Consider the following 16,573-nt stretch of genomic DNA (forward strand, 5'->3'; position numbering starts at 1 on the left):
AAAATTTAGGGTTTACTCTTTGATCAACTTTTCTGTAAACCTTGCATTCTGGCTTTGTAGCTCTACTATATACATTCCTGATGGCATGTTCGTCAACGGAATAGTAAGGCTACCACTTGCGGCATTTACCTCTTGTAGGTATACTACCTGTCCAGTTATATTCGTTAGTTTCACTAGTGCTGTACCTTCTACATTATCAAACGATACTTTCACCTCGTTATGTGCAGGGTTTGGTATCAACTGTATCTTAGGAGTAGTAGCACTTGTAGTGATGATATTAGTTGGCTTACCTACCATGTTTATTTCAAAACGGTTGTTGCCTTGAGATAATGTATCACTCGTTACATCAAACCAATATTCAAAACCTGCTTTTAATTCTTGTTGTGTATTCAAGTACTTATCGTGTAGTATCAACTTAGTACCTGCAGGCACACTGTAGTCTCCTGTGCGGATAACATACTTGTTATAGTTAGTATAAGCAGTAAGCCCTAAAGGAATAGAAGACTTATCCGTATAAGGACGAACGTCGATCGCTAAACGCTCACCGTCTTTAGACATGGTAAAGAAGTCAAGACCAGGGTTGTACAACTTCACAGCATCCAGCTTGTCTTGTACATCCATACTGTTATCGTTAAAGTTGATCAACAATCTATCCCATTTCAATGTACTGTCAGAGATAAGTAACTCTACCCAGTCGTTAGCACCTGTAGTTTTGAAGATGCTGGCAGGAGAACTGGTACTCTTATCTGCTTCCTGAAACTCAAGTGTGTTATTAGAGTTGGCACTTACCGTAGTGAATAAAGCACCACCAGATGGTAAGATATAAGAAGTAGTGAAGGCATTGGTTACATAAGCACCTTTAGCACCGCTGGTTGCATCCCATACATAATAGTTAGCACCTACGTTACTACCCTTAGCTACCGTATTCATCTGTACAGGGCTTGGGAAAGGATTACCACAAGCCACGAAAGTAGAACCAGAACCTTTGGTCAAGGTTATTGTTTGTGTACCTGTATTTACCGTACCCGTCATATCTAAAGTACTAGCCGAAGGTGTATAAGCACCACCTGTTAGACCTTCACCTTTTGCACCACGCACCAATACTCTTAGCAAACCTGCTTTTGTCCAAGAAGAAGAGGTAGCACTTGTTATAGCCGACCAGCCCGGATTGTTACCAGCTGTAGTATTATCTGCAGTGGTCACATCCCATATATGCGAAGAAGGATTGTTGGTAGTAGTTGTAGTAAAACCATTGGCAGCACCACCGCTTCCTGTGATATCTATATCATCAGTAAGCAACGATACCTGTTGTGTAGAAGTGAAAGGATGTGCTAAGAAACGATAGCAACGCTTACCTGGTATATATCTTTGCACGGTTACACTACCACTGATACTACCTGCACTATTACCAATGCTTCCTGTATTACTTGCATTAGACGCAAGAGTCAATTTACTGGCAGTAGCCAAAGTACAACCTGAGCTTACCGTTACCACACCTAAAACCGAAAATGCATTACCGCTTAAAGTAGAAGTACCCGACTTAGAAAAAGTAAGATTACCTGTACCGCTGATACCATTACCACTATTGGTCATATCGCCATGTATGGTAGCAGTAACACCTGTTCCTAAGGTTAAAGAGAAAGAACTATTTATCGTTAGGTCTTTACAAGTAAAAGCACCAGGAGTAGTACTTGAAGCAATAACCGCATCTACTGTAGAAGAAGGTGCACCTGCACTCCATGTAGAACCATTCCAAGTAGTACTACTACCTACAGAGAAAGAACCTGCAATAGGGAAAGTATAACCGGTAAGACTATTCTTTGTCCAGTTAGAGCTATTTAAGATGGCTGCTTGTAGCGTAGCCTTGTCACCCGACTGTGTACCTGAATAATATCCATTATCATCATGCGATGAGAACTCCACTTCATATCCAGTACCAGGATCTTCAGAAACAGTAGAGCTAAACTGGCAGGTAGTTACCGTACCCGTCCACAGAGCATCCCAGTCTAAGGAAGCCAGCATAGTAGCTGAAGTTACCTGACTACTACCATTCAATGTTCCTTAGAAGGCGTGTATCGCCTCACCAGCAGCAGAGAAGTTCATACCCTGTCCAACAGAAGATGTTTGTACCTCAATAGAAAGCGAACCTGTACTTGCAGAAATAGAACCCGAAGCAGGATTGACACGGATAACCAATTGTGTACCTGCTGTAACAGCACCACTAGCAGTCCATTTTATCATACCATCACTTACTGCTCCTGTACCTGCAGCACAACCATTATTAGGGTTTTGCTGAAAATAAGGTGCTGAGTTGCCTGTGTAGCCCATATCCGTAAAATAAATTACCGTACCTGAGGTAACCGGCTCTAGGAATAAGACAACAAATTCATCAGCTGCGGGAGATCCCGTTTCATCAGAGTTAACACCGACGAACATAATATCTCCTGCCGAGAGTGTCGTTTGCGCTTGCGATGAAAATGCCATCGCAGCAATGGCAAAGACTGTCGCCAAGGCCATTTTCAATTTAGATAGAAGTTTGTATTTCATATGACTGTATTTTTTGAGTGTACTAGGATAAAATTAAATCTATATTTATAAATTACTGAATTTCAAGCCCTTTTTTATTCCACAATACTGTGCAAAGCTTGCAGCAGTATATATGCCTTCTTCTATGGTCACCACTTTGGCTAGCAATGCCTCTTTGTCTTTGCATTGAATAAGTAGACCATCATTGTTGATCTCTAAAATGGTACCGCATATAGCATCACCAGCTGCACCTGTTTGTGTAGCCGCTTCCGTTATCCTCAATGGCATGTTGTTAAACATCGTATAAGCCCCCTTGTTCCAAGGGTTACAAGCGTTGACCAATGCTACTATTTCAGCAGCGGTCATCTTATCCCATTTAATGCCTATTTCTTGCACACCAGGTTTGCTATAGTAGTTGGCCTTTTGCTCTTCCTGCACGGTGGTTTTCAGTTGTCCCGAAAAAATAAGTGGTAGTAGCTTTTGCAATACCGGCATATTGGCATTGGCCAGCTTAGCACTATGCATACCATAAGTATCTGTAGGTAGCAGCGGCACTTTCTCTATGTGTATCAGCCCACCGGTGTCAAAGTTAGCATCCATCCGGTGCACGCTAATGCCTCCATAGGGCGCTCTGTCTTTTATCGTCCAGAATATGGCATCGGCTCCTCTATACTCGGGCAGCAAACCAAAATGGAAATTAATAAAGCCCAATGGTGGTATAGTAAGCACATCTGCAGCTATCTTCCAAGGGAAGGTAAACACCAAAACCACATCCAGCCCATTCTTTTTCACCCAATCTATTAACTGTGTGCTCAGCTTTGACTTTGTAAATACAGCAACTTCTTGTTGAAAAGTTGCTGCTATATTTTTTATATCGTTGGTAGCGTCGTGCACCCTATCAGGCATGCCTACTGCGGCCACAAGCTTATTGCTTAATAAAGCATGCAGCGAGGGCGTGCCTAATGTGCTGTTGCAGAGCACTCCTATTTTAGGTTGTTGGTTCATATTAGGTACAAGGGTATGGATTAAACCATCCGCCGTTAGGCCAGTTGTTCTCATCTGTTCGCCACACTTCCATATCCACCTTGTCTATATGGTCTGTTATTTCATTAAAGTAGTTTCCGTTTTCTTCTTTCACCTCTGCAAACCAACAGCCTGCTATCGTGTAGTGCTCCGTAGGATGGTAAGACACCTTACCTCTTGGGCTGTCTATTTCAGTTTGCTCCAAAGACTCTGCCGTCTTCTTGCTCATCAGCTTACCACTGTCGTTGTATACCGCTGCTCTAAAAAGCATCATGCCTATTTCATAACCTAGCAAGGCAAACCTATCGCCTTCATTCTCTGTTTCTTCTTCAAAGTCTTTTAAGAATTTTTGGTTGGCCTCGTTCTTGATAGTAGTATAATATGCCGACGCCGTCTGCGCGCCTACCATACTGTTGCCATATTTCTTAAGTGTACTCGGCAAGGTAAGCCAACCACTACCTGCAATGGTAGTGCCGCTGGCTACAAGTTCTTTACCCACCCCTTCTAAGAGTACATCTGCATCTTTTCCTGTAAACCCACAGTAAAAAAGATCAGGCTTATCTTCTTTTAAGAAGCTAGTTACTTTATCAAAAAACTCCTGATCTATATCTAGCTTACTCATTACAAAGGCTTTCACATCAACACCACTTGCCTCCAAGCCTTTCACAAAAGTATAGCCTAAGCTATAGCCAGCCTCCATCAACGACATGGATACTATTGGATGGCTGTTGCCTTCGTTTCTTTTGCCCAAATTGTAGGTAGTTGCCCACTCGTTAAAGCTATGCATAAACACATATGGCGACTGACTGGCAGTATATGCTACCACACCTCCCATATCAGCAAGTATCAACACCTTTTTGTATTCGTTGCAGATGTCTGATAAGGTGCTGTACATATTATGACCTACATAAGCCACTATTACATCCACCCTTTCTTGCAGTAGTAATTTATTAGCTGCTTTTTGCACTTCGTCTACATCGGTACAAGTTCCTGCTCCTTCCAATACAATTTCATCCGTAGCAGTACCAAATGATTTTTTAGCCAATGCCATTCCTTCTGAGAACTGCAGCCCCGCCGTAGGGAACAGCATGGAGGTCGGTACTATTAATCCAATCTTCATTTTTTTAACTCTGGTTCTTTATAATATTAAACCAGTAGACGCAAACCATAGGCCTGTGTTACTGGTGACAAGTTGTTGTATTGTTCAAACTGATTACAAAAACTGCGATAACTGTATTTATGTTACAGCTGGCAGCCAACACCTCTACTAAGCTTTATATCAAATAATTTTACCGATAGCGCAGCACAAAACATACTATTAGAAAACACCCTGAGCAGCTAAAACCGACAAAGCATAAAAATAAGCAAAGCATCTCCCCCAGAAAAGGGTATTATCACCCTCTTTTTGGGTGGTTTTGGTTATATTATTGTTATCTGACCTGTTGATTTACAAAGAGCTATGCTAGAAAAGCAGTTTTTCAATGTCACCTTGCCATTATCAAGCCCCCTGAGGGTAATACCCCTCAATGCATATAATAAAGTTTATCCCCATGTAGGGCTGCATATTGGCATGTGCTTCACTATTACCAGCTGCTCCAAACTCAAGACTAACGTTAATGTCTAAATCTGAAGATTTCATATTCCCGTTAGAACTTGGTGCATAAGGGACAACGGGTGAACCGAAAGCAATGTTTCCTAAATACGCCACTTCAGGGTCGTCGGAATAGGCCATGCCAGAGGCTACCAAATTTATTTCCACTTCTACTTTTGCTTCGGCATCATGAGTATGCGTAGGCATTTGTGCTTGTGTCAGGGTTACTGTTTCTGTTCCTGTTTGGCTACCTAAAGTATAGTTGGATAGCCCTTCTGCCTGCCCTGCACCTATTGCTGCTTTCCCATTTAGGTTGGGTAGGTTAAAACTACCATGCGGAGCAGTAGAAGTATAGGTATCACTTAATATAGCATACAATGCCTGATAGTCATCTATAACTAATGGCTGCCCATTGCAAAATGCCCATCCTTGGGGAACATACGGGCCAGCGTAATAACGTATCTCTCCTAAATATCCTATCATAGTTTCAAGTTTATACTGTTTTTCATTATGCCTGATGAGGGTAATCACCACTGGTGCATATAATATAATTGACGGCCACAACGGGCATTATATTCGGGTGCCCCTGACTACTTCCTGTAGTAGCCACTTTGGGATTAATATCTATAGTCTCATCCCAAGAAGCCATATAACTAGAAGGCCCTACTAGCGTAGTATTATACACGCTATTACCATCCTCCTCCAAGGCAAATACTGCATCTACAGGGCTATTCGTATCTCCTACATCACCATTATAAGCGGGCGGAGTATAGCTGGCAGAGCTAGCCATATATCTATCTTCAGAGGCGGCATGTTTATGCTTTGGCATTTGTGCTTCTGTTAAGCTCACCATTTCCTGTCCACCTACTTCACCTAATGTCCTATTTGATAAACCAATACCTTGAAACATTCCCATCATTATTTTACCTCTTGTATCTGGCAAAGCAAATGTAGAGGTGCCATTTCCTCCAAAGGCTGCACCCAATAATGCAAAAAGACTTTCGTTATCCGCAATAGGCAACAATTGCCCTTCGCAAAAAGCCCAATTTTCTGGTGCTTTTTGCCCTGCAAACATTCTCACCTCTCCTAAGTAGCCTTGCATTACTGCTATTGTTGGCATTCCTGATGACATAGTTCTTTGTTTTTAATTAAGTTAACTACGGGTAGGATAGTTCCCTACCGTACATATAATAAAGTTGAGCACCAAAAAGGGCTGCATGTTAGTATGCGATTGATCACTTCCCGAGTAAGACACATTTACCGTTACATCTGTTACAGTTGCATCACCGGGAGCCATCCCTGTATCTGCTGATTGGCTGCTATACATTGCGGTAGCAACACCAGGGTAGCCACCACTCGCATAGCTAACATTACCAAATGGCTCATCGCTACAAGGCATTGCCGTTTTTACTCGTTCCTCTATTGCATTTACTGTATGTGTATGATTCGGCAAATTGCTACTAACTAATGGCACATTTTCTAACCCACCTTTTTGACCCAAAATATATGCACTGGAAGGTGGAGTTGATGTAGGATTGGGACCAATAGGCGCACGCCCTCTTAGGTCAGGCAAACCAAATGTGACACGACCATCGCCACCGTAAGTAAGACCAATTATGGAGTAAAGCGCAGTGTAATCACTGATAGGCAATACTTGCCCTTCGCAAAAACTCCAACCGGCGGGGGCTATACCAAATGCGGCCATTCTTATCTCGCCAAGCGTACATACGTTAGTTACTGTTTCCGACATTCTGATAGTTTTCTGTTTAATAATGCTTATTTCAATTGTACCTGCACAATCAGTTATTAACTTCTTTCAGGGTATGCTCCTTGAGTACATATAATAAATTGCAACACACACATAGGCTGAATATTGCTATGCGGCAGGAAACTGCCACCTGTACTGCCTGTTTCTCCACAGGTAATTGTTCCTGTTACAGTATCTACATTTATGTCTTGGGTAGACATAGTAATGTTGTTTGAGCTAGTGGAATAGATATCCCCTATGTCTGACAGGGCCAAATAAGCTCCTGTAGGATCATCGGTAGTAGCTTCATCTGCATTACATTTTAGCGCGAACTTACCAATATGAGCCTGCGATATAACACTATGCGTATGTGCAGGCAATTCTGCAGTAGTAAGCGCTACGCTATTACTTCCCCCTTGCCGACCAAGTACATAATTGCTCAAACCTTCACCTTTCCCAACACCTATAGCTACTCTTCCCCTCATATCGGGCAAGCCAAATGTAGTGCGTCCATCCCCTCCATACCTAGTGCCCAGTACTGAGTAAAGCGATGGATAACTAGCAATAGCTAATTGTTGCCCTTCGCAGGAAGCCCACCATTTGGGCACAATATATCCTGAAAACCAACGAATTTCTCCAACTGTTCCTCCTTCCATATTAAAATGTTTTTTTACGATTTTGAAGGCGTTTCTCCATCAATACAAATAATATATTGCAACGCTGTATATGCCTGCATGTTGTTGTGTGGCTGACCAGAACCCGTGTTTGCCAGATCAACAGATAAATCTAAGCTTACATCATTCAAGGCCAACATGCTGGCATCACTTGTTGATGCATAAATGCTTTCTCCATTGGACTCTAAAGCATAAACCGTATTTCCTCTAGGGTCATCCGTGTCTCCTTCATCGCTATAAGCAGGAGGAGAGACCTTACAATTATATGATCCTGTTAGTACATGATTATGAGCATACATTTGCTCAACAGTCAACGCAACAGCTTCTTCTCCTCCTACGTCTCCCGCTTGCCATTTGGTCAGGGTAGCACCAGCACCGGCACCAATTACTACACGACCTCTTGTATCAGGCAGCGCAAAAGTAGTTGTACCATTACCGCCCCATGTAGCACCTATCACGTCATATAATTTTTGATTACTGCTTATAGGCAATAGTTGACCCTCACAAAAAGCCCAACCCCGAGGGGCAAAATCACCGGCAAACAAACGAACCTCTCCATAAAATCCTTCCATCGATCAATGTTTTATAGTTTTAAAAAATGGCTGCTATCCAACTAGTTTCTTTGTGGAAAATTCCCCATCATACAAATAATGTAATTCATTGCAAGAAACGGCTGCATATTGGAGTGAGGCTGACTACCTCCGGTATTACCTACGGTATAATAACCCGCAACCTGAACATCTACACTAGCCATTGCAGTATCTGGAGTCTCAGTACTATATACATCATAACCGATCACTTCTGCGGGTAGTGCATTTGACGGATCGTCGGTTGTCGCATCCATATAATTACATACAAAAGTTGCTTGCCCGCTTTCTACCTCTCCATGTGGGCTATGATTGTGCGAGGGCAGGTTATATGATCTTAACGATACTGTTTCGGTCCCACCAACCTGCCCACACCTATAGGTATTCCCTCCGGGCATTGACCCCATACCAACAGGTACACGACCACGCATTCTAGGTAGTGCAAATGTAGTTCTGCCATCGCCTCCCCACATGGTACCCATTAACGAAAAAAGTGCTTGATTTTGCCTTATACTTAATAGCTGGCCTTGGCAAAAGGCCCAATTTCTAGGTTCAAAGTTACCCGCAAACAAACGGACCTCTCCCATTGTTCCTATCATGGTGATATTTTTTAGTGTAGCAAAAGGGCTTTTAAAATGCTCCTTTTATGGTGCGATAAAAATACCGTTTTACCACTCTGCAAAAAGGGGTATTACTACCCTACTGATAGTGTTAGTTTTTTTTACAAATGCTGCATAAGAACAAAAAAAAGTCGGGCACACCGAACGCTGCGTACCCGACTTTGAGACTCATTGCTTACTGCGGCATTAGTTCCTCGAAGGGAAAATACCTTGCATGCATATGACGTAGTTCATTGCCAAAAAAGGCTGCATATTAGTATGCGATAAGTTACCTCCGTTTTGATAACAAGTAACGCTACCAGATATAGCTAATGGAGCATTAGCCATCGCACCATCTTTATTACTGTTATAAATAGTTTCTCCACCCGGTGGCAATGCCGGATATGCTCCTGATGGATCATCAGTTGTCGCGTCATCAGAGCTACATTTTGGTTGGAATGCACCACTCAAGTTTTGAGCCACAGCATGTGTATGTGATGGTATTTGTGTTGTTGTTAGTGTCACATCTGTTGCACCTGTTTTCTCACCTAGTGTGTAGCTACTCAAACCTGTTCCTGTACCCTGGCCTATTGCTGATCTTCCCGTCAAGTCAGGCAAGCCAAATGTGGTACGGCCGTCGCCACCATATATCGTTCCTAGTAATGAAAATAATGCCTGATTGGCTGCAATAGAAAGTAGTTGACCTTCGCAATAAGCCCATGTACGTGGGGGGAAGTTCCCGGCAAATAATCTTACTTCTGCCATTGTTCCTTGCATAGTATAAATATTTTAGAATGATTTAATGTTGTTAATTAGTTCCTTGACGGAAATATACCTTGCATACAAATGATGTAGTGCAATGTATTGACTGGCTGAATGTTATTGTGCGACTGAGAACCTCCTGTATCGTGCGCTGTAACATTACCTGTAATGGTCAACGGACTTACATCCATTACGCCATCGGCAGTAGAGCCATATACTCTGGCACCACCATCATGTATTGCCAATACTGCACCTGCAGGGTCATCAGTAGATCCAGTATCAGCTTGTGCACCAGGTATTACTGTAGCCTTTAGTGTAGACGATGTAAGCAAGTGATTATGCATTGGCATTTCTAGTTGCGTAAGCGTTACTCTTTCTTGGCCACCTTTAGCACCTATACGTCTTTCTGTAAGACCAGGGCCTTGACCTGCACCTAGCACCAGTCTACTACGTGTATCAGGCAGTGCAAATGTGGTACGACCGTCACCACCATATATCGTTCCTATTAGAGAAAATAATGCCGTGTGTGTGCTAATAGCAAGCAGCTGTCCTTCGCAATATGACCAGTTGCGCGGAGCAAAATTGCTGGCAAAAAGGCGAACTTCACCTATATATCCTTCCATAATATTATAATAGTTTTAATGATTTATTGAATTAGTTTCTTGACGGGAAAATACCGAACTCGCATATCACATAGTGCATTGCTATCCAAGGCTGCATGTTTTCGTGAGATTGAGAACCACCAGAATTACCCATGGTTAATGAACCACCAATTACGCCATCAGAATGTCCTGCTGTAGCATCTGCCGTTGTGCCATACATAGGGCTTGCAGAAAGAGACATATTAGCTCCTGCAGGATCGTCTACGTTGCCACCATCATCAGAGTTAGCATTGAAATTGGCATGACCCGAAAGAGTAGATGAGTCCATAACATGTGAGTGCGATGGCAGCTGGGTAATGTTTAGCGTTACATGTTCCTGACCGCCTTTTTCGCCAAGACGATAGTCAGGCAAACCTGCTCCACGACCTTGTTGAATTGGCACACGGCCTCTGAAATCAGGCAGGGCAAATGTAGTGCGCCCGTCTCCGCCATAAATTGTTCCGATAATAGAGAACAAAGCCGTATTTGAGCTAATCGCTATCAGTTGCCCGTTGCAGAACGCCCATGCTCTGGGAGCAAAATCGTAAGCGACCATACGAACTTCTCCAATAGTTCCTTCCATACTTTATATAGTTTAAATGGTAAAAAAATCTTGTTTAAAAACACAAGAGGTTATAGAGTTATCACTATCATGGCAATGGTAATAGATATATGAAGAACTCTTTTAATTCTTGAACTTATAAAGCTAAGTAGATAAAAATGGGTATAAAAGGGTGTTTTCACCCTATTCGTGTTATTTCATTGCTAATTTTCTTATATAAATAAACCCTGCAACCTGCACACTTAAATAAACTGACAAAACACCCTCAAATTAAATAAGCTTATCTTTGCCCAAATACTGTATGGATAGTCATTCCTCTTAAGTAAGTCGTAGTCTTCCTCAAGTGCTTGTTTAGCCCTCCATTTTTATTTTACTAAAGACATCATATTTGATCATAATTCAGCTACATAACTATGCGGGCGATACCATTGCCATGTATGCTAAGCTGTACGAATAATAACAATGACATTTAAAGAATTAAACATAATGCCCCCGATATTGGAGGCATTGGCCACACAAGGGTACACTAGCCCCACACCTATACAACAACAGGCCATACCTTATGTGCTTGAAGGCAGAGACCTACTAGGTTGTGCACAAACAGGCACGGGCAAAACGGCAGCATTTGCCATACCTATATTACAAAACCTAAGTAAGCAAACCGCAGCTGCGCAAGCACGTGGCCGCAAACCTATACGCACTTTGGTGCTCACCCCTACACGTGAACTGGCTATACAGATCGGTGAGAACTTTTCGGAATATGGCAGACACCTTAGACTGAGCAATACTGTAATATTTGGCGGTGTACCACAAGGCAAGCAAGTACACGCCCTAAGAGGTGGTGTAGATATCTTGATTGCCACACCGGGCAGATTGCTAGATCTAATCGGGCAACGCATCATCAACCTATCGGATATTGAGATATTGGTGCTTGACGAGGCAGACCGTATGCTGGATATGGGTTTCATCCACGATATGAAACGTGTACTACAACTAGTACCCCAAAAGCGACAAACACTCTTCTTCTCTGCTACAATGCCTAAGGAGATACAAAGCCTAAGCGATAGTATACTCACCAATGCGGCAGAGGTGAAAGTGACACCTGTATCTTCTACCGTAGAGGTGATACAACAAAGCGTATATTTTGTAGATAAAAAAGAGAAGCGCAAACTACTGGTGCATATACTAAAGGATAGATCCATTAGTCGCTCGCTGGTATTTAGCCGCACCAAACATGGTGCTGATAAGCTAGTACGTGAGCTGGCTAAAAACCACATACCTGCTGCTGCCATACACGGCAACAAATCTCAAAATGCCAGACAAAACGCACTACGCGATTTTAAGAACAATAAGATACGCGTACTGGTAGCCACAGACATTGCAGCAAGAGGTATAGATATAGATGAGCTACCACACGTGATTAACTATGAGCTACCCGAAGTACCGGAAACCTATGTACACCGTATAGGACGTACGGGACGCGCTGGCGCGAATGGCGTGGCACTCTCTTTCTGTGATATAGAAGAGCGTAGCTACCTCAAAGACATACAAAAGCTGATAAAGATAGAACTACCTGTAGTGGAAGACCATCCCTTCCCCGCACAGATAACCACACCACCACCAAAGAAAAAAGGGCCTCCACCACCCCAACGCAAAAAATCGCCTAAGAAAAAGCACACGACCAGTGTGGAGGATAACAGCTTCTTACCCAAAGAACAAAAAAGCGGAAGCAACAGAAACAGACCTAGCCGCAACCGCAACAGTAGAGATAGAAATAACAGAAGATAATTACAAAGCCCCTCCCCAAAAGAGGGGCTTTATTTTTGAAGCTTCAAGCTCGGCATGATGCGCTGCACCTTATCTTAATTATACAAACATCTTTGTATCTTCCCCCTGTCAATGGGTAAATGGATAACTATAGCAGTACTATTATTACTACCGGCTATGCTGGCAGCGCAACCTAAGGTATATAAACTTAGCGCTACAGATAGTACACTGAAGAACATAAACCTTGAGGACCTGCTATGGACCTACTCTACAGAAGACCACCCAGACATGGCACTGCCCACCTACAACGATAGCAACTGGGCGACTACCGACTGCCGTATAGACCTAGAGCATTCCGACTGGTTTAAAGGTTTTACGTGGCTGCGCCTGCACCTATGGGTAGATAGCACGTTGACGCAAACACCGCTAGCCATGCTCATCGTCCAAAGAGGAGCATCTGAAATATACCTTGACGGTAAGCTCTTGTTTAAATATGGGGTGATCAATGGTAAGGACAGTAGTATCTATTACAACCCCCACTCCATGCCACTTACCTTTTCTTTTGATACGGTGGGCAAACACGTACTTGCTGTACGCTATGCCAACTACGCCAGTAAAGAAAGCATACTAAAACGTGCCAGCACCACAGCGGGCTTTTCTATTAGGATGGTGCGTGCCAACAATACTATAATACAACAAATATCAGAATACTTTTTAGAGGGCTTTATCATTGTGTTTGTGGTAGGCTTGTCTTTTGCCTTGTGCCTTCTACACCTCTTCTTATTCCTATATTATCGTGAAGAAAAGTCGAATCTCTATTTTAGTATTTTCTGCTTGGCACTAGCTTTTAGTTTTGCCTTGCCTCATATTTCCAGCTTTGCAACCTTCCCATCAGTATCCATTGCGCTCAACAATGGTTTTCTTGTAGCGATGTCTGTGCTGGCCTTTTCACTTACCGCACTGACCAACGATCTTTTTAGCGAGAGTAAAATACGCTTTTACATATTATCCGCTCTTTGTATCGTACCGCCTATTATTGGCATCAGTAGCAATCTTGGTGCTTGGATAGCCATACCTTTTTTGATGTTGCTAGTCATGCTAGAGGCCTTTATACTTACTATCAGGGCCATCATCCGAAAAAAGGAAGGTGCACGCATCATTGGGATAGGTATTTTATTATTCACACTATTTTTTTTAGGGTCGGTACTTACCATTACTGTAGTGGCAGGCTTTAAAGGTGGGCTGGTTATTAACGATACCAACTACCCTGGGCTAGGCACATTATTGCTTACCATGGCTATTGTTGCCATCTTGAGTATTCCCGTATCCATGTCGGTATTCTTGGCTTGGAAGTTTGCTAAAACCACCCGCAACCTCAACAAGCAACTGGCACAGGTGCAAGCCCTGTCTGAAAAAACACTGGCACAAGAGCAAGAGAAAAAACACCTGTTGGAAAACCAAAAACAACAACTGGAAATAGAAGTAGCAGAGCGTACTAAAGAGATAGTGGAAGAAAAACAAAAGTCGGACGACCTACTACGCAACATACTACCGCAGGAAGTAGCAGAGGAGCTGAAAGAAAAAGGCGCAACAGAAGCTAAATACTACGACCATGTATCGGTACTCTTTACCGACTTTGTAAACTTCACCCAAGCGGGCGAGCGGTTTAGCCCACAAGAGCTGGTAGACGAGCTGCATGCCTGCTTCAAAGCTTTTGACAACATCATATCTAAATACGGTATTGAAAAAATAAAGACCATTGGCGATGCCTACCTTGCTGTATGCGGGCTACCTAAGGCCGATGCACAACACGCTACCAAAACGGTGCAGGCAGCTTTGGAGATAAGAGACTTTATGCGCGAGCGTAAAAAGCAGTTTCCCGACAAGACCTTTGACATACGTATAGGTATACATAGTGGCCCTGTAGTGGCAGGTATCGTGGGGGTAAAGAAATTTGCCTACGATATTTGGGGCGACACCGTAAACACTGCCGCACGTATGGAGAGCAGTAGTGAGGCAGATAAGATCAATATTTCTCACAACACCTACGAGCAAGTGCAACAACAGTATGACTGCACCTACCGCGGTGAGATAACCGCTAAGAATAAAGGTGAGCTACGCATGTATTTTGTAGAAGGGAAGGTATAATAGTGATGATAAATTGGTAAACTTATATCAAACAAAATAGCACCCTTAAAAAAGAGTGCTACTAATTACTTAAGTAGTTATTCTGTTATACCGTACCATTAGTTTATAGACACGATGGCACTATTTGGTCCTGTAGAGGTCCAGTTGATATTTACTGTACCGCAGGCATTACAGTTTACTGCGTCTAGTAATGCACCAGAGCTATTATACTGTGTAGTGCCACCACACTCATACACTTCGCCTACCCTACTATAAGTGCTGCCACTACAAGGAGGTATATTGTATATATCTACAATGATGTAGTAGTTGCCGCTAGTATGGTTCACTGTACCTCCGGGTGCTACCGTTAGTATAGAGCTATTACTAACCGAACCAGTACAGTTGGGATTGGACATTGATGTGAGTAAATACGCTACAGTACAGCCTGTATTGTTTTGAATGGTTAGGTTTTGTACTTGAGCTTTTGTTGCAAAGCTCATCGCTACTACAGCAAGAATCGACAAAATGATCTGTTTCATGTTTCAGAGTTTTTTAAATGTGATAAAATAAACGACAGTGTTTATAGCAATATATATTCATGAATATTTTGCTACTTGATCGAGAATGCACAACTATATCAGGATAGTAATAGAGATATAGCATTGATGGTGATAGTACATTTCTATGTTATAATAGACGGACGTTGGTCACACTTTGTTTGCATCATTTTCAGGGTATTTTAACCCATCAATTCTTAAAAAAACTTAAAAAACAAGGCGATTATAACTGATAATTAATAACAAGACTCAAAACGTAGAACGACATGCTACTTAATATAGCATTCTACTAAAACAATTTTTATGGCATAACCAAGACAATATATCCTTACTTAAAAAAAAACGGGGGCAGCTATACCTCCCCCCGTTTATAACCTACCTCAGATGATCAATTAGTCATGGTCATGACCTTCATGCTCATCATCGTCGTCGTCATCGTCATCATTACTATCAGCATCTACCTCTTCACCTATTAGCGTACCATCTGCATTATAAGTATAGTCTTTATCACCTATACCTACCTCATACTGTATGGTACCATCGGTTAGCGTTATCTTGCTAGCCTCCTTAGCCTCACCATTAGTGCCTGCTGCATTGGCTACAGCTTCGGGTAGTGCGCTTACTGCCATCTCTTCTTCGGTAGCATATTGCGTACCATCAGCATTGTAGATGATAACCATATCCATTTCACCCAGCTCAAATTCCACCTCATATTTATCGCCTTCTATTTCCCACTCTACGTCGGTAGCATTGGGCTGTGCTTTGGCAAAGGCAAGTTTTACCACCTCAGGCACAGATACAACTTCTGCGGTTTCGGTGGTCATTTGTTCGGTATTATCTTCTGCTGCAGTTTCGCTGTTACAGCTGAACATAACTGTGGCTAAAGCCAATATTATTATTGATCTCATTTTTATATAAATTATGTTATTTTGTTATTAATAAATTATAGCTAATATGTATCAGCTATACTGCCGGCGGGCGAAACACATCATTACTAAAAGACCCCAACTTCATTGGGTTGCGATACAGATCGTAAATATTTTCTTCCGCCACATCGTAGTACACACCTAGTGTTAGTTGCAGTGGATGGTGTACGGTTACCACAGTTTGCGCAGGAGGCTGCGGTAAGTGATACGGGTAATTGGGTAGTTCATCATCCTTATCATCCACATCGTTTTCTATGAACTCTATTATTGTTTCTAGGCTAAGGAGATGCTCAAAAAAGAAATCTGCAGCGGTTATCTCATCATCTTCGGCTAAGCATCGGGCATACATTTCCGGCACATAATTGGCACATGAAAAGTTGCCTGTGGGTGAGCATATAGTCCCCAGTCCGCAAAACAAGATCAATATGATAACAACAAGCCGTTGCATATCATTAAAGATAAAACATATTTCTCTGTTTTGTAT

Annotated in this window: 18 protein-coding genes; 2 read left to right on the forward strand and 16 right to left on the reverse strand. The window is 42.4% G+C overall.

The window, feature by feature from the left end; translation table 11 throughout:
* Positions 1-12 precede the first annotated feature (12 nt).
* The 13 genes from R2800_08535 to R2800_08595 all read right to left on the reverse strand — a co-directional run bounded on the left by R2800_08535 (position 13) and on the right by R2800_08595 (position 10,733).
* Positions 13-2,022, reverse strand: a complete 2,010-nt coding sequence (locus R2800_08535) for a T9SS type A sorting domain-containing protein (GenBank protein MEZ5017088.1) — start codon at positions 2,020-2,022, stop codon at positions 13-15.
* Positions 2,023-2,061: 39 nt separating this feature from the next.
* Positions 2,062-2,547, reverse strand: coding sequence for a hypothetical protein (locus R2800_08540; protein MEZ5017089.1), 486 nt, complete (start codon positions 2,545-2,547; stop codon positions 2,062-2,064).
* Between the two features lie 45 nt (positions 2,548-2,592).
* Positions 2,593-3,585 (reverse strand): formyltransferase family protein, encoded by a 993-nt coding sequence (locus R2800_08545; protein MEZ5017090.1) that lies wholly within the window; start codon positions 3,583-3,585, stop codon positions 2,593-2,595.
* Positions 3,533-4,669 (reverse strand): ABC transporter substrate-binding protein, encoded by a 1,137-nt coding sequence (locus R2800_08550; protein MEZ5017091.1) that lies wholly within the window; start codon positions 4,667-4,669, stop codon positions 3,533-3,535. The genes R2800_08545 and R2800_08550 overlap by 53 nt, the downstream gene beginning before the upstream one ends.
* 378 nt (positions 4,670-5,047) lie before the next feature.
* A complete protein-coding gene (locus tag R2800_08555; protein ID MEZ5017092.1) occupies positions 5,048-5,623 on the reverse strand; it encodes a tail fiber protein in 576 nt (191 codons plus the stop codon).
* Between the two features lie 25 nt (positions 5,624-5,648).
* Positions 5,649-6,272: a tail fiber protein gene (locus R2800_08560; GenBank protein ID MEZ5017093.1), complete on the reverse strand. Its 624-nt coding sequence runs from the start codon at positions 6,270-6,272 to the stop codon at positions 5,649-5,651.
* 21 nt (positions 6,273-6,293) lie between these two features.
* Positions 6,294-6,890, reverse strand: a complete 597-nt coding sequence (locus R2800_08565; protein MEZ5017094.1) for a tail fiber protein — start codon at positions 6,888-6,890, stop codon at positions 6,294-6,296.
* A 56-nt stretch (positions 6,891-6,946) separates the two neighbouring features.
* A complete protein-coding gene (locus R2800_08570) occupies positions 6,947-7,543 on the reverse strand; it encodes a tail fiber protein (GenBank protein ID MEZ5017095.1) in 597 nt (198 codons plus the stop codon).
* A gap of 14 nt (positions 7,544-7,557) precedes the next feature.
* On the reverse strand, positions 7,558-8,133 hold the full coding sequence (locus tag R2800_08575; GenBank protein MEZ5017096.1) for a tail fiber protein: 576 nt from the start codon (positions 8,131-8,133) through the stop codon (positions 7,558-7,560).
* A gap of 41 nt (positions 8,134-8,174) precedes the next feature.
* On the reverse strand, positions 8,175-8,747 hold the full coding sequence (locus R2800_08580) for a tail fiber protein (protein MEZ5017097.1): 573 nt from the start codon (positions 8,745-8,747) through the stop codon (positions 8,175-8,177).
* A gap of 207 nt (positions 8,748-8,954) precedes the next feature.
* Entirely contained in the window at positions 8,955-9,524 is a 570-nt protein-coding gene (locus tag R2800_08585; protein MEZ5017098.1) for a tail fiber protein, read from the reverse strand.
* A gap of 35 nt (positions 9,525-9,559) precedes the next feature.
* Positions 9,560-10,132: a tail fiber protein gene (locus tag R2800_08590; GenBank protein MEZ5017099.1), complete on the reverse strand. Its 573-nt coding sequence runs from the start codon at positions 10,130-10,132 to the stop codon at positions 9,560-9,562.
* A 31-nt stretch (positions 10,133-10,163) separates the two neighbouring features.
* On the reverse strand, positions 10,164-10,733 hold the full coding sequence (locus R2800_08595) for a tail fiber protein (GenBank protein ID MEZ5017100.1): 570 nt from the start codon (positions 10,731-10,733) through the stop codon (positions 10,164-10,166).
* A 441-nt stretch (positions 10,734-11,174) separates the two neighbouring features.
* On the opposite strand from R2800_08595, the gene R2800_08600 reads away from it, so the two are divergent.
* Positions 11,175-12,500, forward strand: coding sequence for a DEAD/DEAH box helicase (locus tag R2800_08600; GenBank protein MEZ5017101.1), 1,326 nt, complete (start codon positions 11,175-11,177; stop codon positions 12,498-12,500).
* Positions 12,501-12,611: 111 nt separating this feature from the next.
* A complete protein-coding gene (locus R2800_08605) occupies positions 12,612-14,627 on the forward strand; it encodes an adenylate/guanylate cyclase domain-containing protein (GenBank protein ID MEZ5017102.1) in 2,016 nt (671 codons plus the stop codon).
* A 98-nt stretch (positions 14,628-14,725) separates the two neighbouring features.
* Here R2800_08605 and R2800_08610 read toward each other — a convergent pair whose 3' ends face one another.
* The 3 genes from R2800_08610 to R2800_08620 form a co-directional block, all read right to left on the reverse strand.
* Entirely contained in the window at positions 14,726-15,145 is a 420-nt protein-coding gene (locus R2800_08610) for a hypothetical protein (GenBank protein MEZ5017103.1), read from the reverse strand.
* Positions 15,146-15,555: 410 nt separating this feature from the next.
* Positions 15,556-16,071: a hypothetical protein gene (locus tag R2800_08615; protein MEZ5017104.1), complete on the reverse strand. Its 516-nt coding sequence runs from the start codon at positions 16,069-16,071 to the stop codon at positions 15,556-15,558.
* 55 nt (positions 16,072-16,126) lie between these two features.
* On the reverse strand, positions 16,127-16,537 hold the full coding sequence (locus R2800_08620) for a hypothetical protein (protein MEZ5017105.1): 411 nt from the start codon (positions 16,535-16,537) through the stop codon (positions 16,127-16,129).
* Positions 16,538-16,573 lie beyond the last annotated feature (36 nt).

The sequence above is a fragment of the Flavipsychrobacter sp. genome (genome assembly GCA_041392855.1).
GTDB lineage: Bacteria > Bacteroidota > Bacteroidia > Chitinophagales > Chitinophagaceae > UBA5543.